This window comes from Pseudoflavonifractor hominis (genome assembly GCF_014288125.1).
Taxonomy (GTDB): domain Bacteria; phylum Bacillota; class Clostridia; order Oscillospirales; family Oscillospiraceae; genus Pseudoflavonifractor_A; species Pseudoflavonifractor_A gallinarum.
Genome location: NZ_JACOPR010000011.1, coordinates 1 through 25,642 on the forward strand (window position 1 = coordinate 1; position 25,642 = coordinate 25,642).

Below are 25,642 nucleotides of genomic sequence, written 5' to 3' on the forward strand. Positions count from 1 at the left end.
GGTTTCTTCTCACTTTTCGACTCGTTTCAGTGCCCTCTCGTGAGGCGCTCAGATAGAATACCACCCCACACCACTTTTGTCAACACCTTTTTTCACTTTTTCTTTCCTTTTTTCGTTTTCCCCTTCTCTCCCCTTAATTACATATAAGAGAAATGGACATTGCGCCGCTTTTTGAAGTGTGCTACTCTATATAAGTATTCCTATCAAACTCGAACCGGACAGAAAGGTAGATGTCGCCCATGCCAATTCGTATTCCTGATTCTCTTCCCGCTCGCACCACCCTTGAGGGAGAAAACATCTTTGTCATGACGGAATATCGGGCGATGCATCAGGATATCCGCCCGCTGAATGTTCTGATCCTGAACCTGATGCCCACGAAGATCGTGACCGAGACCCAAATCCTGCGAAAGCTCTCCAACACTCCGCTTCAGATCCAGGTTGAGCTTCTTCAGACCAGCAGCTATGTCTCCCGCCACACCGATGAATCCCACCTCTCTTCTTTCTATACGACCTTCTCCCAGGTGAAGGACCGGAAGTTTGACGGCATGATCATCACTGGCGCTCCCGTGGAGAATATGGAATTTGACCAGGTGGATTACTGGCCGGAGCTCTGTGAGATCATGGAGTGGAGCCGTACCCACGTGCATTCCACCCTCCATATCTGCTGGGGAGCCCAGGCGGGACTGTATTTCCATCACGGAATTCAAAAGCGCAGTCTCCCCAAAAAGCTCTTTGGTGTCTATGAGCACAAGGTGCTCAAGCCCAGCTCTCCCCTGTTCCGCGGATTTGACGATGTCTTTTTTGCCCCTAACTCCCGCTATACCGAGGTATGGGCAGATGATATCCTGAGCCGCCCCGAGCTGGAGCTCATCGCCACGTCAGAGCAGGCCGGTGTATTTGCCGTCAAAACCCAGGACAGTCGCCGGTTCTATATCATGGGGCATCCGGAATATGATCCGGATACCCTGGCCAAGGAATATCGACGGGATGTAGAGAAGGGCTTGGATATTGATGTTCCCGCCAACTACTTCCCCGACAATGATCCCAGTCGTCCTCCCATTGTACGCTGGCGCTCTGCCGGACAGCTGCTCTACACGAACTGGCTGAATTACTATGTATATCAGACCACGCCATATGATATTCGGGAGATCTGATTCGGAAATCCGAAATATAAAACACAACCCCCCAGCCATCCATCGTGGCTGGGGGGCTACTTCTGATTCTGGATTTCCGTCATGTCTCAACCTCTTGCTTTCTACAGATTTGCGCTTGCTGAGATCCTTGCTGGTGAAGTGTTCCTCGCCTTTGCAGTTACCCAAAAACTTCTTCTACGCTAAGTCTTCCTTCAACGATATTTCGCTTCCGGGGCTTTGGCGCTTTTTCTCACACACGTGAGGTAGTTTGGAACTTGTGACGTCTGGATCTTCTCTTGCCTGGATCACTTGCGCTGCTATGGATCTTCCTTTTCGGATCGATCCACGGAAAGGATTCTTCTGTCCTAGTACATTGGACTCTCTCCTTTCTTTCTGGCTATATTGTACTATTGTTTTCCCGTTTTGTCAATGCCTTTTTAGAAATATCATCTAAAATCTTGTGCACATGTCCCCCATTGACTTTTCACTGTGCTCTTCTCTATAATGACCATAAAAGCGATTTCCCCAAACACAAAGGAGGTCTGTCTCATGGCACGCCCAATCAAACGCAGGCGGATCTGTCAGCTGCCCAAAGTGGTGGAGTTTGTGCCGCTCCAATCCTGTACCGGTCAGATTGACATGACGATCGATGAATACGAGGCCATCCGCCTCATTGACCACCTGGGCCTTTCTCAGGAGGAGTGTGCCCAGCAAATGAAGGTTGCCCGCACTACCGTGCAGGCTATTTATGAATCCGCCCGGTACAAACTGGCGGAAGCTCTGGTCTGCGGAAAACGGCTTTCCATCCGCGGCGGCGTCTATGACCTCTGTCCCCATGCCCATGGCTGCTGTGGAAAGCCCTGCCCACGCCGCCAGAACAACGAGGAGCGCTGAGCCTTTTATTTATTGACTTATGTCAGAAACAGGTGTACAATACGTATATCAGCTAAAAAATAGGAGGCATTGGCATGAACATCGCGGTCACCTATGAAAACGGACAGATTTTTCAGCACTTCGGGCATTGCCAGCAGTTTAAGGTTTATGAGGTAGAGGGCACCCAGATCCTCTCCTCCAAGGTCATTGACGCCAACGGCAGCGGCCACGGCGCGCTGGCCGGTTTCCTTCAGCAGCACGGAGTTAATGTTCTTATCTGCGGCGGCATCGGCGGCGGCGCACGTACGGCGCTGGCCCAGGCCGGGATTCAGCTTTACCCCGGCGCTTCCGGCAGCGCAGATGAAAATGTGGCGGCCCTTCTGGCCGGTGCTCTCCGCTACGATCCCAATACGGTCTGCTCCCACCACCATCACGAGGAGGGCCATACCTGCGGCGACCACGGATGCGGCGAGCATCATCACGACTGTTCTCATCACGAGCATTAAAAAAATCCGCCCTTATCAAAAGGGCGGATTTTTTTAGTTCAATCCAAAGAGGACCAGCAGCAGGCCATATGCCACGCTGGCGCTAATACCGAATACCAACACCGGCCCCGCAATGGTAAACATTTTGGCTGCCACACCGGTCACCAGTCCTTCGCTTTTGAATTCCAGTGCCGGGGAGACCATGGCATTTGCAAATCCCGTAATAGGGACCAGCGTTCCGGCGCCAGCCCGTTTGGCCAGCTTATCAAAGGTCCCCAGTCCGGTCAGAAGAGCCGCCAAAAAGATCAAGGTAATGGATACCGCGCCTCCGGCAGCATCCGCATCCATGCCCCGGCTCATATAAAACTGCCGCAGTCCCTGCCCTCCGGCACAGATTAGCCCGCCCACCAAAAAGGCCCATATCAGGTCTTTCCAGAGGGGCGACCGCCCCGCTTTTGCTTTGACATAGGCCCCGTATTCCCGGTTGGTCATATCCATTTGCGCATCCTCCTTTGTTCTTGCTTTTAGTGTGGGCCAACTCTTATTTTTTATACAGCTGATCTTCATCCTTTTGTCAGGTTTCTTTCTAATTCTTTGATAAAGTATGATACTTTCTTACGGAAGGATAAAGGTTGCTGGAAAGCCCTTGTCATTGCGCATACCATGTGATATCTTGTGCCCACCGGTGTCCTTGTACCGGTCATTTCAATATTAGGAAGTGATCTTATGCTCAGAAGAAAGGTTCCCTTTCTCCTTGCAGGTTGTCTTGTCCTCAGTCTGGCGTTAAGTTCCTGCAGTATTCCTGCACTGGGAGGGGGCACTCCCTCTCCTTCTCCCTCCGCATCACTCCCCGCAGACACCCCAGCTCCCTCCAGCACCCCGGAGCTTGAAACCGAAACTGTAACCGGCACATTCTATCTAGTGGATACCGAATTGGATTATATGGTTCTTGCCTCCGGTGATAGCTATTTTCAATTCAACCTCAATGGTGTCGATGTCTCCCATGTAGCTCTCGGCGACCGCGTCGTCGTTACATATACCGGCACATTGGATGCTGATTCGGAGAAAATCACTGCCGATCTGGTCTCCGTGGAGCGTGCCTCATAACTCTCTTTCCCCCTCTTTGACATGGAGCGGCGCATTCCGAATCGGAATGCGCCGCTCCATCCGTTTATCCGTCGCTCTGGCGTCTTCCAAAGAGCGCGTCCTGCCGCTCTTCTCCGCCAAAGAGATTGTTATACTGGACCCGTTCATAGTCCTGGATCCATTCCGTGTACCCATTGCTCTCCAAATGGCTGTACGCCTTTCCCTGGGTATCCCAATATCCCGGGAAGGACAACGCAGGCACGCTCTCCTGCATCTGCCACAGGAAATTCCCATACAGGCTGCTCTCGATTCCGGCATACCGCAGCACATGCTGCCCCAAAAAGTTCAGGCTGGTGATCTCAGGCCCCTCCTGGGGAAGGGGATAATTGGCCCAGATCACAAAGGGCACCTGGAATTTCCCCATGTACTGCTCCATGGTCATCTCACTCTGTGTCACACCATAGGCCTTATCCAGGAAGGCCTGTTCCACGGACGGCTGGTGGTCTCCAAACATGACCACCAGCGTGGGCTCCTCCATCTGCTCCAGATAGGAGATGAGCTGGGCAAAGGCCTCATCCGTCTTATTCGCCAGGGTCAGATACTGCTCTGCCATGGGATAAACCCCCGGCTCATCGGTCAAGGTCACCTCGGCGGGATAGTCCTCCACCGTGTAGCTCCCGTGGTTCTGAATGGTCACGTTGAAGAGGAACAGGGGTTTCCCCTCCTCCTTGTGCTCCAGTTCCCAGATCAGCTGGGCAAAGTCCGAGGCATCGCTCACATACCCATGCTCCTCCGTCTGGGGCACATCCATATCCTCTCTGCATTTAAAGGTGTCGAAGCCCAGGCGGGGGTAGGCGATATTTCTCTGCCAGGACGTTCTGGCCCCCGGATGAAAGGCCCGGGTCTCATAGCCGTTCTCCCGCAGGAGGGACGCCATGGAGTCGGTAGGGCCCAGCACATACTGCTGATAGGGGATGCTGCCCGAGGGCAGGAAGGCCATGGAGTTGCCGGTCAAAAACTCAAATTCACTGGCGCTGGTACCGGCGCCGAAGACCGAGGCATATGCCTTTCCCCGGATCGTATTGTCCAGAGAATCAATGTAGTCGGTCACACTCTCGCTGAGGGATAGGTTTCCAAAGGATTCAAAATCCGCCCAGGACTCATTCATGATGGCGATGATATTGGGGTGTTCCACGTTTACTGCCGCAGAGGGCACCTCGTCCGCTCCCTCCACAATGGCCGAGACTCGCTCCGCCGTGGTATCCTCCGGGGGCGTTACCTGCATAAATTCGGTATTGCGCAGAAATACAGCCACCGCTCCGCCATTGCGGTACGCCCCGGTCTGGTCCCATACGTCGGTCTCCACACCGAAGGCGGCCAGGCACTGGGGCTGAAGCACCGGGAACAGGCACAGCCCGCCCAACAGCAGACCGCCCAGCCGAAGGGGCAGACTGCGGCGGCTGGGACGGAAGGTGCCCCCTCGAATCTGATGGCGCAGTCCCCAGATCAGCAGCGCCATGATTGCCATAGCCGCGGCCATCTGCCAGGTCAGCGTATACCGATAGCTTCCCGCTACTGCCGCCGCAGTGCCCAGCGCGGTGAAATCCCAGGGCAGAATGGGAGTCCCACGGAACACGGACACAAAGTAGTTGGCCGCTCCCCACAGCCCTGCCGCGGCGTGCAGCACGATGCAGCAGATGGCCGGATAGCCGGAAATGGCGCAGGCGAGCCAATAGAGCCCGGCCAGGCACGCCGTATTGGCCAGCGTGATCCCCACCCCCATCTCCCAGGGCATGGCCCCCAGGATAAACTGCATGAGCCAGAAGGCGCTCAGGGGCGGCAGGAGCAGCAGGGCAGCTTTGCCAAAATAAGTTCCAATTTTCTTTGTTTGATTCGATATCTGAACTGTTTGCATTCGAAATTCTCCCATGTTTCTTTTCGTGGCAGGAGTCGTCATTATACACCCATTTGCCCTTCCTGTCAAAATGGGACAAAAAAACACACCGGCATTTCGGTTTGAAATACCGGTGTGTCTGTGCCTGGGATCAGATTTCCTCCGCCTGGCCGAGGTGTCCTCCGGATGCCTCGATGGCACGGCGGGTCTCTTCCTGCCGCTCCTCGATGGCTTCCTTCAGAAGCATATCCTTCACCTTCATCAGACGAATGGTGGTGGCACGTTCATTTTCATCCAGCTTCATGGAGATATACTTGATGGCCTCCTGCATCTGAGGGATCTTGACATACTCCAGCGCGTTGACGCGGCGGCGGGTCTTTTCGATCTCCTCTGCCAGGAGCTGACTGGTCTTTTCGATCTCAGCCAGCTTGAGCATATCCTGAAAGACGGATGCCATGCTGTCTACGGCGTCATCCAGTTCGCCGGAAGTGGTGGCAAAGCCGTAGGGATAGACCTCTCCGGGGTCCTCGCTCTTGGTCTTGAAGTGGTAGACGGGCACATTGACCGACATGATGTTCTGGAAGCTCATATCCAGCTCCACACTCTGCTTGGGGTAGAGCAGGGACTGCTCCAGCATCTCGCCGGACATGAGGGCCGAGGCCACCGTAAAGGAGCCATAGGCCTGCATGAGGGCGTCTTCCACCTTTTTGCGCAGGGCCCGGTTTTCCCGCACCACATCCAGAAACTGCTTCATCAGCTCGTCGCGCTTGTCTTTGAGCAGTTTATGGCCCCGGACAGCTGTCTTGAGCCGGCCCTTCAGCCGGGTCAGTTCCATGCGGGTGGGGTTCACGTTGATGGCCGGCATGCGTTATCCCTCCTTTTTCGGGAGGTACTTTTCGATAAACTCCGGCTTGATGCGCTTGAGCTCGGCGGGGGGCAGAATGGAGAGCAGCTCCCAGCCCAGATCCAGGGTCTCCTGGATGGTCCGGTTGGTCTCATTGCCCTGAGAGACATAGCGCTTCTCGAACTCATCTGCAAACTTGGCGTACAGCAGATCGGTGGGACTCAGAGCCGCCTCGCCCAGAATGGACATCAGCTCCTTGTTCTCCTTACCGGTGGAGTACGCGGCAAAGAGCTGGTTCATGGTACCAGAGTGGTCCTCACGGGTCTTGCCCACGCCGATGCCCTTGTCCTTCAGACGGGACAGGGAGGGCAATACATCCACAGGCGGGTTGATGCCCTTGCGGAAGAGCTCACGGCTCAGGATGATCTGTCCCTCGGTGATATAGCCGGTCAGGTCGGGGATGGGGTGGGTCTTGTCGTCCTCCGGCATGGTCAGAATGGGAATCAGGGTGATGGAGCCGGGCTTGCCCAGCTGACGGCCGGCGCGCTCGTAGATGGTCGCCAGGTTGGTGTAGAGGTAGCCGGGATAGCCGCGGCGGCCCGGGACCTCCTTCTTGGCGGCCGAAACCTCACGCAGCGCCTCGGCGTAGTTGGTGATATCGGTCAGGATGACCAGCACGTGCATGCCCTTCTCAAAGGCCAGGTACTCGGCGGCCGTCAGCGCCATACGTGGGGTGGCGATACGCTCGACGGCGGGGTCATTGGCCAGGTTGGTGAAGAGGACGGTACGGTCGATGGCGCCGGTGCGCTTGAACTCCTGCACGAAGAAGTCGGACTCCTCAAAGGTGATGCCGATGGCGGCAAACACCACGGCGAAGTTGCCCGCGTCGTCGCCCAGCACCTTGGCCTGACGGGCGATCTGGGCAGCCAGAGCCGCGTGGGGCAGACCGGAGCCGGAGAAGATGGGCAGCTTCTGCCCGCGGACCAGGGTATTCAGGCCGTCGATGGTGGAGATACCGGTCTGGATAAACTCGTTGGGGTAGTCACGGGCGGCGGGGTTCATGGCCAGGCCGTTGATGTCCCGGTGCTCCTCCGCCAGGATCTCGGGGCCGCCGTCGATGGGACGGCCCATGCCGTTGAACACGCGTCCCAGCATATCGCCGGACACGCCCAGCTCCAGGGGATGGCCCAGGAAGCGGATCTTGGAGTCCTTCAGGTTGATGCCGGCGCTGGCCTCAAAGAGCTGGACCACCGCGTTGTCGCCGTTGACCTCCAGCACCTGGCAGCGGCGGACGGTGCCGTCGGGCAGCTCAATCTCGCCCAGTTCGTCGTAGGCGACGCCCTGTACTTTCTTGACCACCATCAGAGGACCGTTGACCTCCTGGATCGTTTTATATTCCCGGATCATACGTCCAGTCCTCCTTTCTCGGCACATGCGTCGATCTCACTGGCCATGCTGCGGGCGATATCGGCGTAGACCTCCACATACTGGTCCGCCTCGGCGCTCTTGGCGCGGCCGATCCGCTCCCGGGCAGGGATGGCAAAGAGATCCACCGTCTGGGCGCCCTTCTCGATGGCGGCGCGGCACAGGCGGTCATAGCTCAGAATCAGGGAGAGCAGCTTCTCCTGCCGGTCATAGCTGGAGTAGCTGTCGATGTCCACAAAGGCGTTCTGCTGGAGGAAGTCCTCCCGCACCATCTTGGCCGTCTCCAGGGTCAGCTGGTCGCTGGGCGAGAGGGAATCCTTGCCCACCAGCTGCACGATCTCGTTCAGGCTGGCCTCCTCCTGAAGGATGGACATGGCCTTCTCACGGTCCACCAGGAACTCCTTGCCCAGCTTCTCGTCAAACCAGGGCTTGAGGGAGTCCAGATACAGGGAGTAGGAGTTGAGCCAGTTGATGGCCGGGAAGTGGCGCTTGTACGCCAGGGAGGAGTCCAGGGCCCAGAACACCTTGACGATGCGCATGGTGGCCTGGGAGACGGGCTCGGACAGGTCGCCGCCGGGAGGCGAGACTGCGCCTACGGCGGTCAGAGAACCTCTGCGGTCCTCATCGGAGCCGATGCACTCCACCATACCGGCGCGCTCGTAGAACTGCGCCAGACGGGAGGAGAGGTAGGCGGGGTAGCCTTCTTCGCCGGGCATCTCTTCCAGACGGCCCGACATCTCACGCAGGGCCTCGGCCCAGCGGGAGGTGGAGTCGGCGATGACGGCCACGTCATAGCCCATGTCACGGAAGTACTCGGCGATGGTGATCCCGGTGTAGATGGAGGCCTCACGGGCGGCCACGGGCATATCGGAGGTATTGGCGATAAGCACCGTGCGCTTCATCAGGGACTCGCCGGTACGGGGGTCCTTCAGCTCGGGGAACTCCCGCAGCACGTCGGTCATCTCATTGCCGCGCTCGCCGCAGCCGATGTAGACCACGATGTCCACATCCGCCCACTTGGCCAGCTGGTGCTGCACCACGGTCTTGCCCGAGCCGAAGGGGCCGGGCACGGCGGCGGTACCGCCCTTGGCGATGGGGAACATGGTGTCGATGATGCGCTGGCCGGAGCACAGGGGCGCTTTGGGGGGATACTTGTGCTTATAGGGGCGTCCCACACGGACGGGCCACTTCTGCACCATGGTGAGGGAGACGCTCTCACCCTTATCGGTCTTGAGGACCGCCACGGTCTCCTCCACGGTGTAGTCGCCGGCCGCAACCACCATCTCCAGCGTACCGCTCATCTTGGGGGGAATCATGATCTTGTGGAGCACCACGCTGGTCTCCTGGACCGTTCCGATCACGTCGCCGCCCTGGACCTTGTCGCCCACCTTGGCCACGGGGGTGAAGGCCCACTTCTTCTCCCGGCTCAGAGCCGGGACCTCGATTCCGCGGGTGATGTTGGCGCCCGCCTTGTGCATGATCTCCTCCAGCGGACGCTGGATACCATCGTAGATATTTTCAATGAGGCCGGGCCCCAGCTCCACCGCCAGGGGGGAGCCGGTGGTAATCACCTCGGCGCCAGGCCCCAGACCGGAGGTCTCCTCGTAGACCTGGATGGAGGCGGAATCCCCGTTCATATTCAGGATCTCGCCGATCAGACGCTGTTCGCCCACGCGGACCACGTCGGCCATGTTGGCGTTTTCCATCCCGGTGGCTACCACCAGAGGACCGGAAACCTTAACAACTTTGCCCATTCGGTTTCAACCTTCTTTCAAGGCAGATTTCAAACTCATTGCCTCTCCGCCGGAGAGGACTTTTCCGCCGCGGCTTTTTACAGGATATCCGCGCCAACGGCCCGTTCCACCGCGCTTTTCACATTGGCCATACCGATTCCCAGGGAACCTTCCTTCCCGGGAATGAGGATGATCGCGGGTGTGAGCTCATCCTTGTAGCGGTTTACGTCGGCCTCCATCTGAGCAGCTGCCTGCTCGGTGAGATAGATCACCGCGTAATTTTCTCTGGCCAGGGCGTGGAGCACCCGGCGGGCCTCCTCCACGCTCTCCACCGGAAACACGTCCAGCCCCAGGGCCTTGAAGCCCAGAACGCTGTCCTTGTCTCCCAGTACTGCAATCTTATACATAGGCATCACGCAGCCTTTCCCGGATAATATCCGCGCTCAGACCGGCCATACGTCCGGAAAGGATGGTGCGGATGGCGGTGATCTCCGCCTCCCGGGCATAGAGGTAGCCAATGATCGGATGCTCTCCGAAGGGCACCCGTCGGGCCGTACACAGATAGGCGTTGACCGCATTGTCACAGGCCCGCTCAAACGCGGTGAAGGAGTGCCCCTGACCGGCCATCAGACCGGCACCCAGGGCGGCAGCCTCCGCCAGCGCCCCGCCCTGAAAGAGGGCGGTCAGCTCGCTGCTCTTGGTCTGGCACAGAGTGCTCTCCTCAATGCTGCCGCCAGGGACCAGGGCCAGGGCGAGAAAATCGCTCCCCTTCCCCATCCGGGCCGCGCGCACCACCGAGCGCAGGTTGGCCGCATCGGCCAGCAGGCGCACATAGCCGGTCAGGAAGGGACTTCCCACCGCCTTGGCCGCGCCGATCATTTCCTGAAAATAGGCCTTATCCAGGATGAAGTCGGCCAGCTGCGGGTCCTGGGTGGCGGCCAGCGTCTCCTTGGCCTTGCCCGCCGCCGTGCGGAAGATATCACTGTAATCCCGCAGCTCCTCCCGACGGAAATCGTCGGTCAGCTTGACCGGGGAGTACCGCCCTCCGCTGGAGAGGTAAAGTCCCGCGTCTACGCCCATGGCTTCCGCCTTGATGAGCGTCTTGATGTTGTGATAGTCGTATTTCATCTGAAATACATCGATGAGGTGCTTGTCTGGCACCGCCGTGCGCAGATCCTGATAGACCGCGTCCCGGGCTTTGGCCAGCACCTCGTCCAGCGCCGTTGCAGTGAGCCGGGAGAGCTCTCCATAGCCGCACTCGCTCAGGACCTTGGCGGCCTCCTCGTCCGTGCGTGCATCGATCATCCGCTCCATGCGCTCCCGGGTCAGCAGCCGGTTCTCCATGGCCCGCACCCGGGTGGAAATGCTGAGATAATCCGTGTCTTTCAACTTTTTGGACAAGACACTTCCTCCTTTCCCGTCTGGGGAGCGGAATCAAGCTCCTTCATGGAAGAGGACCTTGGCCACAGCAGCATCCATCTCACGGCGCTGCATGCGGACCAGAGTCTCAAAGGTGCCGTTGACTTCCACATCTCCGTCGCTGAGGATGAAGCCGCCGCCGATGGGGCGGGTCTCCACCGCCAACGTCAGGCGTCCCCGCTCACCCAGCAGTTCGTTTGCGCGGGTGACCGCCGCCTTTCCATAACGGGGCCGGTCCTTCTGCGAGAAGATGACCTGCTCACTCCCGGACTGGCTGGCCTTGGTAATCAGTTTGGCCAGCAGTTCCACATACTCCTGCTCCGGCAGGCTGAGAAGATCCTCCAGCGCCTTGCGGAAGGCCTCTTCCAGGACCTCCTGCTTGGCCGCCAGGATCAGCTTGCGGGCCTCCAGCTGTGCCACACTGGCCAGCCGCTCCTCCCGCTCTTCCGCCGTCTTGCGGCCCCGGGAGAGGATCTCCTCCGTCTCCTGGGTGCACCGCTGATCGTACTCCGCGGCGATCTGAGCCGCTTCCGCTGCCGCCTGGGCCTGGATCTCTGCGATCTCCTGGTCCACGTCGGCATTGATGCGGCTGGTGATTTTATCAATTCCGTCCATGATGTCGTCTACCGCCTTTCCACAGTGGGGCGTCCCGATCAGGCGCTGATGTTGATGATCATCAGCATGGAGGCCAGCAGGGACAGGATGGCATAGAACTCAACGGTGATGCACAGCACCATGCCCTTGGCCCAGTCGTCCGGCTTCTTGGCCAGAATGTTGATGGAGCCGGCAGCCACGCGGCCCTGCGCGATGGCGGAGAAGAGGCCGCCCAGCGCCATGGGGAGGCAGGCAAAGAGGTACTGCATGCCCTGGGCAATGGTCAGCTCAGGCAGGGTGCCGGAGAGCAGGCCCATGCGGAAGATGGCGAAGAACCACACCACCAGACCATACAGGCCCTGGGTGCCGGGGATAACCTGAAGGATCATGACCTTACCAAACTTGGAAGGGTCCTCGCACAGCAGGCCGGTGCCGGCCTCACCGGCGATGCCGGTGCCCTTTGCCGAGCCGATGCCGCTCAAAACTGCCGCCAGGCCGGCGCCCAGCAGGGCCAGGGCCAGGCCGCCGATGCTGCCCAGGAAAGTCAGACTCTGCTGCAGCTCCATCAATGCATTCATATCAGTCATTGTTAGTTCCTCCTCAAACGATTACTCTTGAATATCCACAAATTTCGTGTTGATCTCCAGCGGTCGGAACGGCTTGCCGCCGTCCTGATAGAATTTTCCGAAGTATTCCAGGCACTGCAGACGCAGGTCATGGACGTAGCATCCCAGCAGGTTGAGCGCAAAGTTGAGCGCGTTGCCCGCCATGGAAATGATCACGAAGATCACCACATTTCCGGGGATGGCGCCCAGTGTATTGAACACCTGGGCAATGACCGAACCGGCCAGCATCAGGGCCATCAGTCGGGAATAAGAGAGGATATCGCCAAAGTATCCGGTCACATGGTTATAGAGCGAGCCAAAGATCCCGGTGATCTTTCCAAATCCCTTGTTTGTGACCACCGGACCGGCTACCACCAGAATACCGCCAAGTGCCAGGACCAGAGGGGTCACGCCCAGGATGGCCAGGCCCGCTCCCACAAAGACCACCCACCAGGTGGCCTCTTCCCAGAGCGCGTCCATATACTGGCCCTCCTTCAGCTTTTTCACAAAGCTGATGAGCATACCCGCATTGATCTGTACAAAGCCCAGTACCATGGACCCCACCAGGATCTGCAAGGTGTTGTCCAGCGGTGTGAACAGGGGCTTCCAGAACCAGACGAACTGGCTTTCCGGGTTGATAACCTTGAGCAGCTGCGGGATAAAATCACCGAAGAAGCCGCCGGTCAGGGCGCCCATTACAAAGGTACTGATGCCGCACAGCCCCAGCAGGGCAAAGAAGTTGTGCATCCCGCCCTTTGGTCTGGCCTTCTTGAGTACGAATACCGAGGCCAGCATCATCAGCAGGCCGTAGCCCATATCCGCCATCATGATGCCGTAGAAGAGAATGAAGAAGGGCGCCATCAGCGGGTTGGGATCGATCCCGTTATAGGCCGGGAGCGAATACATCTCCGTGACCATGTTCAGCGGCCGGGTCAGCGCATTGTTCTTGAGCTTGACCGGAACGCTGGGATAGTCCTCTTCTGTGGGGTCCTCCGCCTGAAACGCACATCCGAAGGGCTCCAGTTTCTGCCGCAGGACATCCAGCGACTCGGCCGGGGCCCAGCCCTCCAGGAAGAAGGCGGTCTCGGTGTCCCGCAGACGGCTCTTGGCCTCCTCCCGGCGCACCTCCTGGGCCGCCCGGTCGGCACAGCGCTCCAGCGCTTCTCTGGCCCCCTTCTGGTCCGCAATACCGGCTTTTGCCGCTTCCAGCTCGCGCTCCAGTTCCGCCAGCGTCTCATCCAGCTTTCGGTCGTTTTCCCGGGCGGTGCCGGTCCAGCCCTTCAGGCTGGCCAGGGAGAAGCCGTAATCCTTGAGGACCTGATCCGCCGCTTCCTCCGCCGCCTTGTGGCAGGCAAAGAAGAGATAGTGGGCATTTTGATCGGCACTGATCTCGGTGAGCTGTACCAGATCCGTAACGCCCTTCAGCGCGCTCAGAAGCTCCTCCATGACCACCTTTCCGGGCACCGTGCCCAGGCGGATGGTCACCTCACGGGTCGAGGCCGTCTCCAACGGCAGATCCAGTCCGAGCCAGGGGGCGAGCGCCATCTTCTGGCTCTTCACCTTGCTCATCTCGGCATTGAGTCCCGTGATATGCTGCTCTGCCTCCACGAGCTTGTGCGCTGTATCCAGTGCGGCCCGGTATGCCTCCTCGTCAAACAGCTCCCGCTCGGAAATGACGGGCCGCGCCTTGAGCAGTCCGCCCTTTGCGGGAGCATATTTTTTGAGGATACCCAGGGCTGCCAAAGCGGCCGCACTGGCCTCTCTGGCCTCGTTGAGCGCCCGGTCATCCGGCCGGGAAAGGCCCTGCCAGGCCGCGCCCTCCAGATCGGAGGGCTCATCGATCTCCACACAGCCTGCCCGCTGGAGTACCCGGAGAATCTCTTCTCTGTCTGACCGCATGCCAAAGAGGCGAATCCGCTTCATTTTGACGATGGACATCAGACATTCACAACCCTTCTGACAATGAGTGCCGCGGCATCCGCCAGTCGGCCCTCAGCCTCCTGCCGGAGCGCGTCGCAGGCCTGCCTGGTCTCGGCCAGCACCTGCTCCGTGTGTTTGGAGGCACGCTCTTCGGCCTCCTGCAAAAATCCCTTCACCTGCGCCTCAGCCTGCATCCGGGCGGAGCTCAAACGCTCCTCCCCGGCGCGGCGGGCGTCCGCGACGGTCTTTTTCGCCTGCGCCAGTGCCTCGTTCTTGCGCTGCTGCGCCAGCGTCTCGGCCTCTGTCACCTGCTTGATTCCCTCCAAAGACATATCTTCACCGCCTTTCTTTTGGTCGTATTCCATAATAAACCATCCTGATTATATTGAAATCATACTCGAACTGTCTATAAAATGCAAGTTCAATTTTCCAACCGAATCGTTGTAGTACCTGTCTTTTTTTGCAACTAAACCATTCAGTATACTTCTTATTTTTGTTAAATTTTTGACTATTGGGTCTGTTTTTTGTGCAATCAAACCCTTTCTATCTCCCAGGCTTTTCGCCATATAGAAATTCCCGCATCTTTTTTGTGCATTTTGTATACTCATCAGTTTGTTTTCCCAAAGTGTCCCTGCCCTGGAGCACTCACAGTGTTCCCGCTCTTTCCCCCTTCCACACACGTTTCCCCGCAAAAAAGACGGCGGCATGGAGATCCATGCCGCCGTCTTACCAATTTACGGTTCCGTTGTGTTCAAATTCGCCCAGGCCTCACCGGCTCCGCCTGCCGTCCCCAGGATGGGGACCAGCTTCTCCTCTGCGCCGGTGCCGCCCAGTGCCTCTGCCGCCGCGGTCAGGGACACCTCTCCCAGGTCTACCCAGATACGATCCGCATGTTCCGCCAGTGCTGCTGCGCTCTGCCCGCTGACCGCATCCTGGCCGGATACCAGCACCTCGCCCTCGGTGCGAATGGAGAGCTTTACGTCCGGATAGGCCGCCAGCGCCGTCTCTACCTGGGTATAAAAAGCGGTGATGGTCTCCTGGAACTTACTCTGGTCATAGTTCTCTCCCCGCTTGATATACTCCAAATGGCCCTGGACGGGATAGGCGCTGTTGTCCAGCAGGATCTCATCAAATCCCAGCTCTGCAAGCTCCACGCACACATCCACGATATAGGCCCGTGCCTCCTCGCTGCTGGGGCTCATCCAGCGCAGGTCATCCTGGTCCCGCCAGTTGTAGCCGCTGTTTGTCTTGACCCCCAGAGCCGGCACCGCATAGGGCACCTTATTGTCCCGGAAGCAGGATACCCGGGCCACCGTGTAGACGTTTCCGGCATTCCAGTTCTCAATGGCCTGATTGAGCTCCGGATCCGAGGCGGATGCCCCCGCCTGCTTGGCCAGCTCCAGGTTCGAGACATAGCCAAGGGTCCCATCATCGGCCTTCATATCAAATACCGCAGTATTGGCTCCCGCCTCCCCCAGCAGAGCCGGTGCCGTCCCGTCCTTCAGCGCGCTGCGGGGCAGCAGGGCCGCCTGTGTGGGCGGCTCCGGCGTGGGAGTCGGCGTGGGGGTCGGGGTAGGAGCAGTGGTCACCACCACCGGCTCGCTCACTTCCGGCTCGGGCAGGACTTCATCCCCTCCAAAAAACGGGAGGGAGAGGTGGGCCCCATCGCTGGAAAAGGCCAGGTGATTCTCCTGCAAAAAGAAGAGTCCCAGCACCAGCAGCAGCACCACTGCCAACACCGCAATGATGACTTTCAGTACGCCCTGCCCCCGGGAGCGGCCATGATAGCCTCCGTATCCATACCGGTTTCCTCGCCTTGCCATGTCTGATTCCCACCTGTCAATTGTTGTTCAGCGATTCTGGTGCGCTTCTCCGTCGCCATCCAGGCGCACAGTTCTCTCCGCCGTGGAGAGGAGGTTATCCAACTTATAGAGAGCCTCTGCCACCATGGCGCGGTCCTCCGGTGTCATTGTGTCCAGGAGCGAATTAAAATAGCCGCTCACATCGGTCGCTGCTTTCTGGTGCAGAAGCCGATACTGCTCGGTTGCAGAGACATAGATCACCCGCCGGTCATGCTCGGAGCGTTCCCGCCGGGCCAGCCCCAGCCGTTCCAACCGGTCCACGATCCCGGACACCGTGCTGTTGGCACTGCCCGTCCGCTCGGCCAGGACGCTGATGGGGAGCGGTCCCTCCTCCCCCAGCACATTGAGGACCAGTGCCTGTGGGAAGGTCAAGTTCAGCTTGCCGAAATGTGCACGAAATTGCTGCGACATATGCTGCGTCACACGCAGATATGACATCAAAACACTGGGCCTCTCTTCCATATAGTGTTCGCTCCTTCCCCGAATCGGGCTCTTCAAGAGCATACCCTCTGCTCCTGTATTTGTCAATCGCTCCTGCCAGAGAGACGGCGGGTGCCCCGCTCCCTGTTTCGGTCCTGTTTTTTACCCGACCGCCGGGGTCATCAGGCGCTCCAGCACCACCGCCAGCTCTGCCCGGGTGGCGTTGGCCTTGGGGGAGAGCTTCCCCTTGCTGCCGGAGATCAGACCGGCCCCCACGGCGTGCTCCATGCCATCCACGGCCCATTTGGATACGGTATTGCCGTCCGTATAGGCACTCAGCTTTCCCTGTGCGGTATCAAGCCCCTGGCTCTGGGCATACTGGTAGAGAAAAACCGCCAGCTGCTCCCGGGTGACCAGGTTTCCCGGCTGGAAAGCCCCCTTCCCATTGCCGGAGGCCACTCCGGTTTCGGCCGCCCATGCCACCGCCTGGCTATACCAGGCATCGGACGGAACGTCGCTGAAACTCTGGCTGCTCTTCGGGGCGGGAGAACCCGCCAGACGCCACAGTGCGGTCACGGTCATGGCCCGGGTCACCTTCCCGCTGGGCTGAAAAGTCGTGGCGCTGGTACCGGAGAGGAGCCCGGCGTCCACCACCTCGTTGACTGCGGCGGCATACCAGGCGTTCTGGGGCACATCGGTAAAGCTGGCCGCCAGTGCGGGCGTGAGGAGCAGAGCGGCACATACCGCGCAGGCCGCCGCTTTCCGCCTGAGTCGATAAACGGATTTATGAAGCATGTCAGGGCACTCCTTTTATCGTAGTCTGTCCGGCAGGAATCCATCCAAATCTGATCTTCCCGCCGGTATTTTTCGTCAAAGGGATCATTGTAACAGAATCATCCTACTATACCTTTTTTAAAAATGTGTGAACAAGCCGCCGTCTCTGTAAAATTTCCTGTCTTTTCCGGCGGATTTGCTTGACTTTCCCCCTTGCTTATGATACATTGACATCACGTGAAAAAGGGAGTAGTTCCGGACGCCTTGGGTGTCCGGGCGTACCGTCAACACCACGGCGTCTCTTGGATGCCTGGCGGTATGCGCCGATCCGATTGGTAACAAGACTTTTTGACGGCTGTCGTGTTTTGCAGCCGTCAAAAAGTCTTTTTCTTTTGCCCACATACCATTCGCCGCCCTGCTCCCCCATCCGCTGTCGTTTCCCCAGCTCCCACCCGGTCATGCGGCGCATTCCGGTGGGGACGCACGAGAAAGAACTGAAAAGGAGTGCACCATTATGTCCAAACCCTGGTTCAGCCGCTCGCCGGAGGACACTCTGTCCGAGCTGCGCAGCACACCGGCTGGCCTCTCCGCCCAGGAGGTCCAGCAGCGCATGGAGCAGTATGGCCCCAACAAGCTTCAGGAGGGCAAGCGCAAGAGCGTGGCCGTTCTCTTTCTGGAGCAGTTCAAGGACCTGCTGGTCATCATCCTCCTCATTGCCGCCGTCATCTCTGCCCTGACGGAAAATGTGGAGAGCACCATCGTCATCTTTGCCGTCCTGATCCTCAACGCCGTACTGGGTACCGTGCAGTATCTCAAGGCGGAAAAATCCCTGGAAAGTCTGAAAGCCATGTCCTCCCCCACCGCCAAAGTGCTCCGCGGCGGCGTCCGGGTGGAGGTCCCCTCAGCCGAGGTGGTCCCCGGCGATATCGTGCTGCTGGAGGCCGGCGATCTGGTGGTGGCCGACGGGCGCATCATCGAAAACTTCTCCCTGAAGGTGAATGAGAGCTCCCTCACCGGCGAGAGCGAGGGTGTGGAGAAGGACGCCGCCCCCATCAATCGGGAGCAGGTGGCCCTGGGCGATCAGAAAAACATGGTCTTCTCCGGTTCCCTGGTCACCTATGGCCGGGCCACGGTGGCGGTCACTGCCACCGGCATGAACACGGAGCTGGGCAAGATCGCCGCTCTCATGAACCAGACCCAGCAGCGCAAGACCCCTCTCCAGAAGAGCCTGGACGACTTTTCCGGCAAGCTGGCGGTGGTCATCATGGCCATCTGTGCCGTGGTGTTTGCCCTGTCCATCTTCCGCTCCCACATGGGGGTGCTGGACTCCCTGATGTTCGCCGTGGCCCTGGCGGTGGCAGCCATCCCCGAGGCGCTCTCCTCCATCGTCACCATCGTGCTAGCTATGGGTACCCAGAAGATGGCCAAGCAGAACGCCATTATGAAGGACCTCAAGGCGGTGGAGAGCCTGGGCGCCGTGTCGGTCATCTGCTCGGATAAGACCGGTACCCTGACTCAGAACCGCATGACCGTGCAGAAGATCTATGCCGACGGTAAGCTCTTGGAGGGTAAGGACCTGGAGCTTGCCAACACCCCCCAGCGTCTGCTCCTCAAGATCGGCCTTCTGGCCAGCGACGCCACCTACGATCCCGCCGACGGCTCCTCCATCGGCGACCCCACCGAGGTGGCACTGCTTCAGCTGGCCAACGCCTTCGACGTGGAGGAAGAGCTCTACCGACAGTACCACCCCCGTCTGCGGGAGCTGGCCTTTGACTCCGACCGCAAGCTCATGAGTACCCTGCACCAGCTGGACGGCGTGCCCACCCTGCTCACCAAGGGCGCCATCGACGTGCTGCTGGGCCGCTCCACCAAGCTTCTCACCAGCGAGGGCCCGGTGCCCATGACCGAGGAGCGCCGTGCCGAGATCATGGCGGTCAATGAGCAGCTGTCCAATGAGGGCCTGCGGGTCCTGGCCTTCGCCCAGAAGGAGATGGACGGCATCCGCGACCTCACCCTGGAGGACGAGAACGACTACACCTTTGTGGGTCTGGTCTCCATGATCGATCCTCCCAGACCGGAGTCCATCCAGGCCGTGGCCGACGCCAAGACCGGCGGCATCCGCACCATCATGATCACCGGCGACCACAAGGTCACCGCCTCGGCCATCGCCCGCCAGATCGGCATCTTCCAGGAGGGAGACACCGCCCTCTCCGGTGTGGAGCTGGACGCCATGAGCGACGAGGAGCTGGATCAGATCCTGCCCCATGTCTCGGTCTACGCCCGGGTCTCCCCGGAGCATAAGATCCGCATCGTCTCTGCCTGGCAGCGCCGGGGCTGCATCGTCTCCATGACCGGCGACGGCGTCAACGACGCCCCCGCCCTCAAAAAGGCCGACATCGGCGTGGCCATGGGCATCACGGGCACCGAGGTCTCCAAGGACGCCGCCTCCATGATCCTGGCCGATGACAACTTCGCCACCATCGTGCGGGCGGTGGTCAACGGCCGCAGCGTCTATGCCAACATCAAAAACGCCATTCAGTTCCTGCTCTCGGGTAATATGTCGGCCATCCTCTGCGTGGTCTATGCCTCGGTGATGGGTCTGTCCGTCCCCTTCGCGCCGGTCCATCTGCTCTTTATCAACCTGCTGACCGACTCCCTGCCCGCCATTGCCATCGGCATGGAGCCCGCCCGGAAGGGCCTGCTGCGGCATAAGCCCCGGGACCCCAAGGAGCCCATTCTGGACCGCGGCCTGCTCCAGCGCATCTTCGGACAGGGCCTACTCATCGCTGTCCCCGTCATGGCCGCGTTCTATCTGGGTCTCTCCTATGGCGGACCGGCTGCTGCCTCCACCATGGCCTTTGCTACCCTGACCCTGGCCCGTCTGTTCCACGGCTTTAACTGCCGGGGCGAGGAGTCCATCTTCCGCCTGGGCTTCCGCTCCAACCCCTTCTCCCTGGCCGCCTTCGGCGGCGGTGTGCTGCTGCTGCTGGCTGTGCTCTTTATCCCCGGCCTCAATACCCTCTTCCAGGCCACTGCACTGGATATGACCCATCTGCTGGAGATCCTGGGCCTTGCCTTCCTCCCCACGCTGATCATCCAGATCTTCAAGCTGATCCGGGGCCGCTGAGCGGTTCTATAAAACAAACATTGGGCGGTGGAGCCATTTTGACAGCTCCACCGCCCAATTCTCTCTTTTATGCCCCCAGGGCCCAGTTCATCATCAAAAGTAGTCCAAAGCCCGGGATCCCCAGGAGGCCTAGCACCAGGGCATTGAAGAGATTCACCCCCAGGGAGAGCCCCAGCATCCCCCCCACCTGGCTCCACAGGGCCAGAAAGGCAAGCCCCACGCCGGTACGCCCCAGCAGGCGCACACATCGCCCCACTGTCTTGTGCAGCGTGAGAGCCACCACAAATAAGATCAGCCCCAGCGTGACCAGAGGCAGATTTTCTACCATCCATTCCACCGCGCATTCCTCCCATTCGTTCTCTGCCAGAGCCCTGGCTGTTCTCTCATTGGTAGGCTGAAATGGGCCGCCAGGGTCCCTGGCGGAGGGTCCCGCCGGAGGAGTCGCGTTTTTTCGTCTCCGGCGGACGGGCCATGGGCTGCGTCAGCTCCTCCCCGCTCAGCTCCTTGATCTGCCGCAGCAGATAGCCGTATCTGGCCTGGAGGGCTTTGATCTCATAGATATAGGACTCGGTGAGATCCGGGTCGGACGCGGCATTAAAATCACCATGGGCCTGGGTCAGAAGGACCCGGGTCCGCTCCAGGGCATCCAGCAGGACCTGCCGCTCTTCCTGTCTCTGCCCCTGTCTTTTCCGGTCGCTCTTGCGTTGCATAGGCGCTCCTTTCCATGTGCACTTCTTGGTCCACTGTATGTCCAGTTTGTCCGAAAGAGACCGTTCTATACCAGTTTTTCCCGCGCATGGTCTCCGCGTCCGCGGCCATACTACACTCGGACAGGCGGAGAAGGGACAACGCCTTCCAGACGCATCTCCTTTTAAGCCGGTGCCGGGTACGCGTACCCTCTGGCGAAAGGCGAAAGGAGCGGCGGCCTGTCCGTCCGAACGGCTCCATCCGCTTCCGGAACAGCTCCGGAGGGGTGAGGCTGCCGTGGAGGGCCGCCGTGCCGAGTGCATTCGGTGCGGCGGCCCTCGTTGCGTCCTGCCCTTTTCTTGACACTTCCCCTGAAAATAGGGTAAGATAGAATGTAAAATGTATCGCATCCAATTCTGACACGGTAAGGAGAACTCCATGGCAAAGACCAGTGTGAACACATATGGCAATGAATCCATATCCGCCCTCAAGGGTGCCGACCGGGTCCGCAAGCGTCCCGGTGTTATTTTCGGCTCGGACGGATTGGACGGCTGTGAGCATGCCGTCTTTGAGATCCTGTCCAACGCCATCGACGAGGCCCGTGAGGGCCACGGTTCCGTCATCACGGTCACCCGCTACGCCGACCAGTCCATTGAGGTAGAGGACTTTGGCCGGGGCTGTCCGGTGGACTGGAACGAGCGGGAACAAAAATTCAATTGGGAACTGGTGTTCTGTGAGCTGTATGCCGGCGGCAAGTACGGCAACGGGGACGGGGACAATTACGAGTACTCCCTGGGTCTCAATGGTCTGGGCTCCTGCGCCACCCAGTATGCCAGTGAATACTTTGACGCCGTCATCCACCGGGACGGCTTTGAATACTCCCTTCACTTTGAAAAGGGCGAGAATATCGGCGGCCTGAAAAAGGAACCCTACTCCGGCCGAAAGACCGGCTCCCGCTTCCACTGGAAGCCTGACCTGGAGGTCTTTACCGACATCAATATCCCGGTGGAGTACTATCTGGACGTGATGAAGCGGCAGGCGGTGGTCAACGCCGGGGTCACCTTCCGCTTCCGCAATCAGGTGGGGTCCAAGTTTGAGACCACGGAATTCAAGTATGAAAACGGCATCGTGGACTATGTCAACGAGCTCTCGGGTCCCTCTCCCCTGACCCAGCCCGTCTTCTGGCAGACCGAGCGCAAGGGCCGGGACCGGGCGGATAAGCCGGAATATAAGGTAAAGCTCTCGGTCTCCTTCTGTTTTTCCAACACGGTGCAGGTCATCGAGCACTACCACAACTCCTCCTGGCTGGAGCACGGCGGCTCCCCGGAGAAGGCGGTCAAATCCGCCTTTGTCTCCGGCGTGGATGCCTATCTCCGCCAGCAGAACAAGTATCAGAAAAATGAGAGCAAAATCACCTGGGTGGACATCGAGGACTGCTTGGTCCTGGTCTCCAACAACTTCTCCACCCAGACCTCCTACGAGAACCAGACGAAAAAGGCCATCAACAACAAGTTCGTGCAGGATGCCATGGCCGAGTTCCTCAAGGCCCAGCTGGAGGTCTATTTCATCGAGAACCCCTTCGACGCGGAGAAGATCGCTGAGCAGGTGCTGGTGAACAAGCGATCCCGGGAGAGTGCGGAGAAGGCCCGGCTCAACATCAAGAAAAAGCTCTCGGGCAGCGTGGACATCGCCAACCGGGTGCAGAAATTCGTGGACTGCCGTACCAGAGACACGGAGCGGCGGGAGCTGTACATTGTGGAGGGCGACTCGGCTCTGGGCGCGGTCAAGCTCTCCCGGGACGCCGAGTTCCAGGGCATCATGCCGGTCCGGGGCAAGATCCTCAACTGTCTGAAAGCCGACTACGCCAAGATCTTCAAGAGCGAGATCATCATGGACCTCCTCAAGGTCCTGGGCTGTGGCTGCGAGGTGCAGGACAAGCACGCCAAGGACATGGCCGCCTTTGACCTGATGAACCTCCGCTGGAATAAGGTAGTCATCTGTACCGATGCCGACGTGGACGGCTTCCAGATCCGCACCCTCATCCTCACCATGCTCTACCGACTGGTGCCCACTCTCATCCAGCGGGGCTATGTCTACATCGCCGAGTCCCCCCTCTATGAGATTACCTGTAAGGAAAAGACCTGGTTTGCCTATTCCGACGCGGAGAAGAATGAGATCGTAAACGGCGTGCTGGCGGGCAAAAAATATTCCATCCAGCGCTCCAAGGGTCTGGGCGAGAACGAGCCGGACATGATGTGGCTTACCACCATGAACCCGGAGACCCGCCGCCTCATCAAGGTCATGCCTGAGGACGTGGAGCGCACCGCCGCCGTCTTTGACCTGCTGCTGGGGGACAACCTCCAGGGCCGGAAGGACCACATTGCGGACAACGGGTACAAGTATCTGGAACTGGCGGATATCTCGTAATACCCGCTCTATTCCATTCCGTTTTGTAATATAGAGATAAGATATAACGCAAAGGACAAGGACTGATACCATGCCCAAAAAGAAAGCTCCGGACACCGGGGCCAAAAAAGTCAACAATCCCAACGTCATGGGCCTGCGGCCCGAGGTGCTGGAACAGCCCATCACCGAGACGCTGGAGCTCAACTACATGCCCTACGCCATGAGTGTCATCGTCTCCCGGGCCATCCCGGAGATCGACGGCTTCAAGCCCTCTCACCGAAAGCTCCTCTACACCATGTACCAGATGAAGCTGCTGGGAGGGAGCCGCACCAAGAGCGCCAACGTGGTGGGCCAGACCATGAAGCTCAACCCCCACGGTGATGCGGCCATCTATGACACCATGGTGCGCCTCTCCCGGGGCTATGGTGCCCTCCTCCACCCTCTGGTGGACTCCAAGGGCAACTTCGGCAAGGTCTACTCCCGGGACATGGCCTGGGCGGCCAGCCGTTACACCGAGGTGCGCCTGGACCCTATCTGCGCCGAGCTCTTCCGGGACATTGACCAGGACACCGTGGACTTTGTGGACAACTACGACGGCTCCATGCAGGAGCCCGCGCTGCTGCCCACTACCTTTCCCAACGTACTGGTGAGCGCCAACCAGGGCATTGCCGTGGGTATGGCCTCCAACCTGTGCGGCTTCAACCTGGGGGAGGTGTGCGACGCCACCATCGCCTGGCTCAAAAAGCCTGGCTGCGACCTGCTTCCCCTGCTTAAAGCCCCCGATTTCCCCACCGGCGGTGAGCTGCTCTATGACGAGAACACCCTGCGCCAGATCTACCAGACCGGCCGCGGCTCGGTCCAGGTGCGGGCCCGGTGGCGCTATCTCAAGTCCGAGCACCTCATCGAGATTTTTGAAATCCCCTACTCCACCACGGTGGAGGCCATCATGGACAAGGTGGCCGAGCTCATCAAGTCGGGCAAGGTCAAGGAGATCGCCGACATGCGGGACGAGACCGACCTGAACGGCCTCAAGCTCACCATCGACCTCAAGCGCGGGGCCGACCCGGACAAGCTCATGGCCCGGCTCTTCCGCTCCACTCCCCTGCAGGACGCCTATTCCTGCAACTTCAATATCCTCATCAGCGGAATGCCCCGGGTCATGGGCGTGGGCGAGATCCTGGAGGAGTGGACCGCCTGGCGGATGGAGGGCGTGCGCCGCCGGACCTACTTTGTCATGAAAAAGAAGGAGGAGAAACTCCACCTGCTGGAGGGCCTCCAGAAGATCCTGCTGGACATCGACCGGGCCATTCGCATCATCCGGGAGACCGAGGAGGACTCCGAGGTCATCCCTAACCTGATGATCGGCTTCGGGATCGACGCCGTCCAGGCCGAGTATGTGGCCGACATCCGGCTGCGCAACATCAATAAGGAGTATATCCTCAAGCGCACTCAGGAGACCAGCTCTCTGGCCGAAGAGATCGCCGACTTGAAGGATCTGGTGGATAATCCCGCTCGTATCAAAAAGGTCATCATCGGGGAGCTCCAGGCGGTAAAGAAGAAATACGCCCTTCCCCGCCGCACGGAGATCCTCTACGACTACTCCAATGAGACCCGCCCCGACCCGGAGGAGGAGATCCCCGACTATCCGGTGCATGCCTTCCTCTCTCTGGAGGGATACTTCAAGAAGATCACCCCTCAGTCCCTGCGCATGAGCGGGGAGCAGAAGTACAAGGAGGGAGACGGTCCCTTCCTCCAGTGGGAGGGGAACAATCGGGACGAGCTGTTGGTCTTTACCGACCGGCAGCAGTGCTACAAGACCCGTCTCTCCGACTTTGCAGACACCAAGGCCAGCGTCCTGGGCGAGTATCTGCCCACCCGCCTGGGCATGGACGCCGGGGAGAGCGTGGTGTGGGCCTGCATCACCAGTGACTACACCGGGCACCTGCTCTTCTTCTTCCAGAACGGCAAGGTGGCACGGGTGGAGCTCGCCTCCTACAAGACCCAGACCCGCCGCAAGCGTCTGACCGGAGCCTACTCTGACAAATCTCCCCTGGCCGCCGCGCTGCTGCTTTCCGAGGACCGGGAGCTGGCCGTCTTTTCCAGTGAGGGCCGCTGCCTGATCTTCCACACCTCGGTTCTGGCCCCTAAGTCCACCCGCTCTACCCAGGGTGTGGCGGTCATGACCCTCAAGCCCAAATATAAGGTGGAAAAGGTCCTCCCGCTGGAGGAGACCACCGTGGTTCAGGTGAGCCGCTACCGTCCCCGGGCCCTTCCCGCCGCCGGCGCCCTTCTCAAGGAGGAGGACCGGGGGGAGGAACAGCTCTCCATCCTCTGATATGTCTGACAAGGAAACGA

24 protein-coding genes are annotated in these 25,642 nt (G+C 59.4%); 7 read left to right on the forward strand and 17 right to left on the reverse strand.

Features of this window, described 5'->3' with window-relative positions:
* The first annotated feature begins 239 nt into the window (after positions 1-239).
* The 3 genes from metA to H8S34_RS13680 all read left to right on the forward strand — a co-directional run bounded on the left by metA (position 240) and on the right by H8S34_RS13680 (position 2,512).
* On the forward strand, positions 240-1,154 hold the full coding sequence (gene metA / locus H8S34_RS13670; RefSeq protein WP_101691087.1) for a homoserine O-acetyltransferase MetA: 915 nt from the start codon (positions 240-242) through the stop codon (positions 1,152-1,154).
* A 528-nt stretch (positions 1,155-1,682) separates the two neighbouring features.
* On the forward strand, positions 1,683-2,027 hold the full coding sequence (locus H8S34_RS13675; RefSeq protein ID WP_101691086.1) for a DUF134 domain-containing protein: 345 nt from the start codon (positions 1,683-1,685) through the stop codon (positions 2,025-2,027).
* Between the two features lie 74 nt (positions 2,028-2,101).
* Entirely contained in the window at positions 2,102-2,512 is a 411-nt protein-coding gene (locus H8S34_RS13680; RefSeq protein ID WP_101691085.1) for a NifB/NifX family molybdenum-iron cluster-binding protein, read from the forward strand.
* Positions 2,513-2,545: 33 nt separating this feature from the next.
* Here H8S34_RS13680 and spoVAC read toward each other — a convergent pair whose 3' ends face one another.
* Positions 2,546-2,989, reverse strand: a complete 444-nt coding sequence (spoVAC, locus tag H8S34_RS13685; RefSeq protein ID WP_101691084.1) for a stage V sporulation protein AC — start codon at positions 2,987-2,989, stop codon at positions 2,546-2,548.
* A gap of 228 nt (positions 2,990-3,217) precedes the next feature.
* Between spoVAC and H8S34_RS13690 the strand changes: the two genes are divergently transcribed.
* A complete protein-coding gene (locus H8S34_RS13690) occupies positions 3,218-3,598 on the forward strand; it encodes a hypothetical protein (RefSeq protein ID WP_101691083.1) in 381 nt (126 codons plus the stop codon).
* A 64-nt stretch (positions 3,599-3,662) separates the two neighbouring features.
* Here the strand turns inward: H8S34_RS13690 and H8S34_RS13695 are convergent, their stop codons facing one another.
* The 14 genes from H8S34_RS13695 to H8S34_RS13760 all read right to left on the reverse strand — a co-directional run bounded on the left by H8S34_RS13695 (position 3,663) and on the right by H8S34_RS13760 (position 17,469).
* A complete protein-coding gene (locus tag H8S34_RS13695) occupies positions 3,663-5,492 on the reverse strand; it encodes an LTA synthase family protein (protein ID WP_186964291.1) in 1,830 nt (609 codons plus the stop codon).
* Positions 5,493-5,622: 130 nt separating this feature from the next.
* The gene (locus tag H8S34_RS13700; RefSeq protein ID WP_101691081.1) at positions 5,623-6,336 is read right to left on the reverse strand and encodes a V-type ATP synthase subunit D; all 714 of its coding nucleotides are present in this window, start codon (positions 6,334-6,336) and stop codon (positions 5,623-5,625) included.
* 3 nt (positions 6,337-6,339) lie between these two features.
* Entirely contained in the window at positions 6,340-7,722 is a 1,383-nt protein-coding gene (locus H8S34_RS13705) for a V-type ATP synthase subunit B (RefSeq protein WP_101691080.1), read from the reverse strand.
* The gene (locus H8S34_RS13710; RefSeq protein ID WP_186964292.1) at positions 7,719-9,494 is read right to left on the reverse strand and encodes a V-type ATP synthase subunit A; all 1,776 of its coding nucleotides are present in this window, start codon (positions 9,492-9,494) and stop codon (positions 7,719-7,721) included. The genes H8S34_RS13705 and H8S34_RS13710 overlap by 4 nt, the downstream gene beginning before the upstream one ends.
* Positions 9,495-9,571: 77 nt before the next feature.
* Positions 9,572-9,886, reverse strand: a complete 315-nt coding sequence (locus tag H8S34_RS13715) for a V-type ATP synthase subunit F (RefSeq protein WP_186964293.1) — start codon at positions 9,884-9,886, stop codon at positions 9,572-9,574.
* On the reverse strand, positions 9,873-10,874 hold the full coding sequence (locus H8S34_RS13720) for a V-type ATPase subunit (protein ID WP_235964348.1): 1,002 nt from the start codon (positions 10,872-10,874) through the stop codon (positions 9,873-9,875). Before H8S34_RS13720 ends, H8S34_RS13715 begins: the two co-directional genes overlap by 14 nt.
* A 33-nt stretch (positions 10,875-10,907) precedes the next feature.
* Positions 10,908-11,507, reverse strand: coding sequence for a V-type ATP synthase subunit E (locus tag H8S34_RS13725; RefSeq protein ID WP_186964294.1), 600 nt, complete (start codon positions 11,505-11,507; stop codon positions 10,908-10,910).
* 38 nt (positions 11,508-11,545) lie between these two features.
* On the reverse strand, positions 11,546-12,064 hold the full coding sequence (locus H8S34_RS13730; protein ID WP_346727989.1) for a V-type ATP synthase subunit K: 519 nt from the start codon (positions 12,062-12,064) through the stop codon (positions 11,546-11,548).
* A 30-nt stretch (positions 12,065-12,094) separates the two neighbouring features.
* Entirely contained in the window at positions 12,095-14,014 is a 1,920-nt protein-coding gene (locus H8S34_RS13735) for a V-type ATP synthase subunit I (protein ID WP_243208036.1), read from the reverse strand.
* A gap of 14 nt (positions 14,015-14,028) precedes the next feature.
* A complete protein-coding gene (locus H8S34_RS13740) occupies positions 14,029-14,376 on the reverse strand; it encodes a hypothetical protein (RefSeq protein ID WP_235964346.1) in 348 nt (115 codons plus the stop codon).
* Positions 14,377-14,745: 369 nt separating this feature from the next.
* Positions 14,746-15,834, reverse strand: a complete 1,089-nt coding sequence (locus tag H8S34_RS13745; RefSeq protein ID WP_186964295.1) for a putative glycoside hydrolase — start codon at positions 15,832-15,834, stop codon at positions 14,746-14,748.
* A 27-nt stretch (positions 15,835-15,861) separates the two neighbouring features.
* Positions 15,862-16,284 carry a MarR family winged helix-turn-helix transcriptional regulator gene (locus H8S34_RS13750; protein WP_243208037.1) on the reverse strand — a complete coding sequence of 141 codons (423 nt, stop codon included), beginning with the start codon at positions 16,282-16,284 and terminating at the stop codon, positions 15,862-15,864.
* A 171-nt stretch (positions 16,285-16,455) separates the two neighbouring features.
* Positions 16,456-17,088: an S-layer homology domain-containing protein gene (locus H8S34_RS13755; RefSeq protein ID WP_101691074.1), complete on the reverse strand. Its 633-nt coding sequence runs from the start codon at positions 17,086-17,088 to the stop codon at positions 16,456-16,458.
* 117 nt (positions 17,089-17,205) lie between these two features.
* The gene (locus H8S34_RS13760) at positions 17,206-17,469 is read right to left on the reverse strand and encodes a hypothetical protein (protein ID WP_186964297.1); all 264 of its coding nucleotides are present in this window, start codon (positions 17,467-17,469) and stop codon (positions 17,206-17,208) included.
* A 112-nt stretch (positions 17,470-17,581) separates the two neighbouring features.
* Between H8S34_RS13760 and H8S34_RS13765 the strand changes: the two genes are divergently transcribed.
* Entirely contained in the window at positions 17,582-20,194 is a 2,613-nt protein-coding gene (locus H8S34_RS13765) for a cation-translocating P-type ATPase (protein ID WP_101691072.1), read from the forward strand.
* A 67-nt stretch (positions 20,195-20,261) separates the two neighbouring features.
* Here the strand turns inward: H8S34_RS13765 and H8S34_RS13770 are convergent, their stop codons facing one another.
* Positions 20,262-20,522: a pro-sigmaK processing inhibitor BofA family protein gene (locus H8S34_RS13770; RefSeq protein ID WP_101691099.1), complete on the reverse strand. Its 261-nt coding sequence runs from the start codon at positions 20,520-20,522 to the stop codon at positions 20,262-20,264.
* 55 nt (positions 20,523-20,577) lie between these two features.
* The gene (locus tag H8S34_RS13775) at positions 20,578-20,904 is read right to left on the reverse strand and encodes a YaaL family protein (protein ID WP_186964298.1); all 327 of its coding nucleotides are present in this window, start codon (positions 20,902-20,904) and stop codon (positions 20,578-20,580) included.
* Between the two features lie 415 nt (positions 20,905-21,319).
* On the opposite strand from H8S34_RS13775, the gene H8S34_RS13780 reads away from it, so the two are divergent.
* Together H8S34_RS13780 and H8S34_RS13785 are read left to right on the forward strand one after the other, a co-directional pair.
* Positions 21,320-23,308 carry a DNA gyrase/topoisomerase IV subunit B gene (locus H8S34_RS13780; protein ID WP_101691070.1) on the forward strand — a complete coding sequence of 663 codons (1,989 nt, stop codon included), beginning with the start codon at positions 21,320-21,322 and terminating at the stop codon, positions 23,306-23,308.
* Between the two features lie 70 nt (positions 23,309-23,378).
* The gene (locus tag H8S34_RS13785) at positions 23,379-25,622 is read left to right on the forward strand and encodes a DNA gyrase subunit A (RefSeq protein WP_186964299.1); all 2,244 of its coding nucleotides are present in this window, start codon (positions 23,379-23,381) and stop codon (positions 25,620-25,622) included.
* Positions 25,623-25,642: the final 20 nt, after the last annotated feature.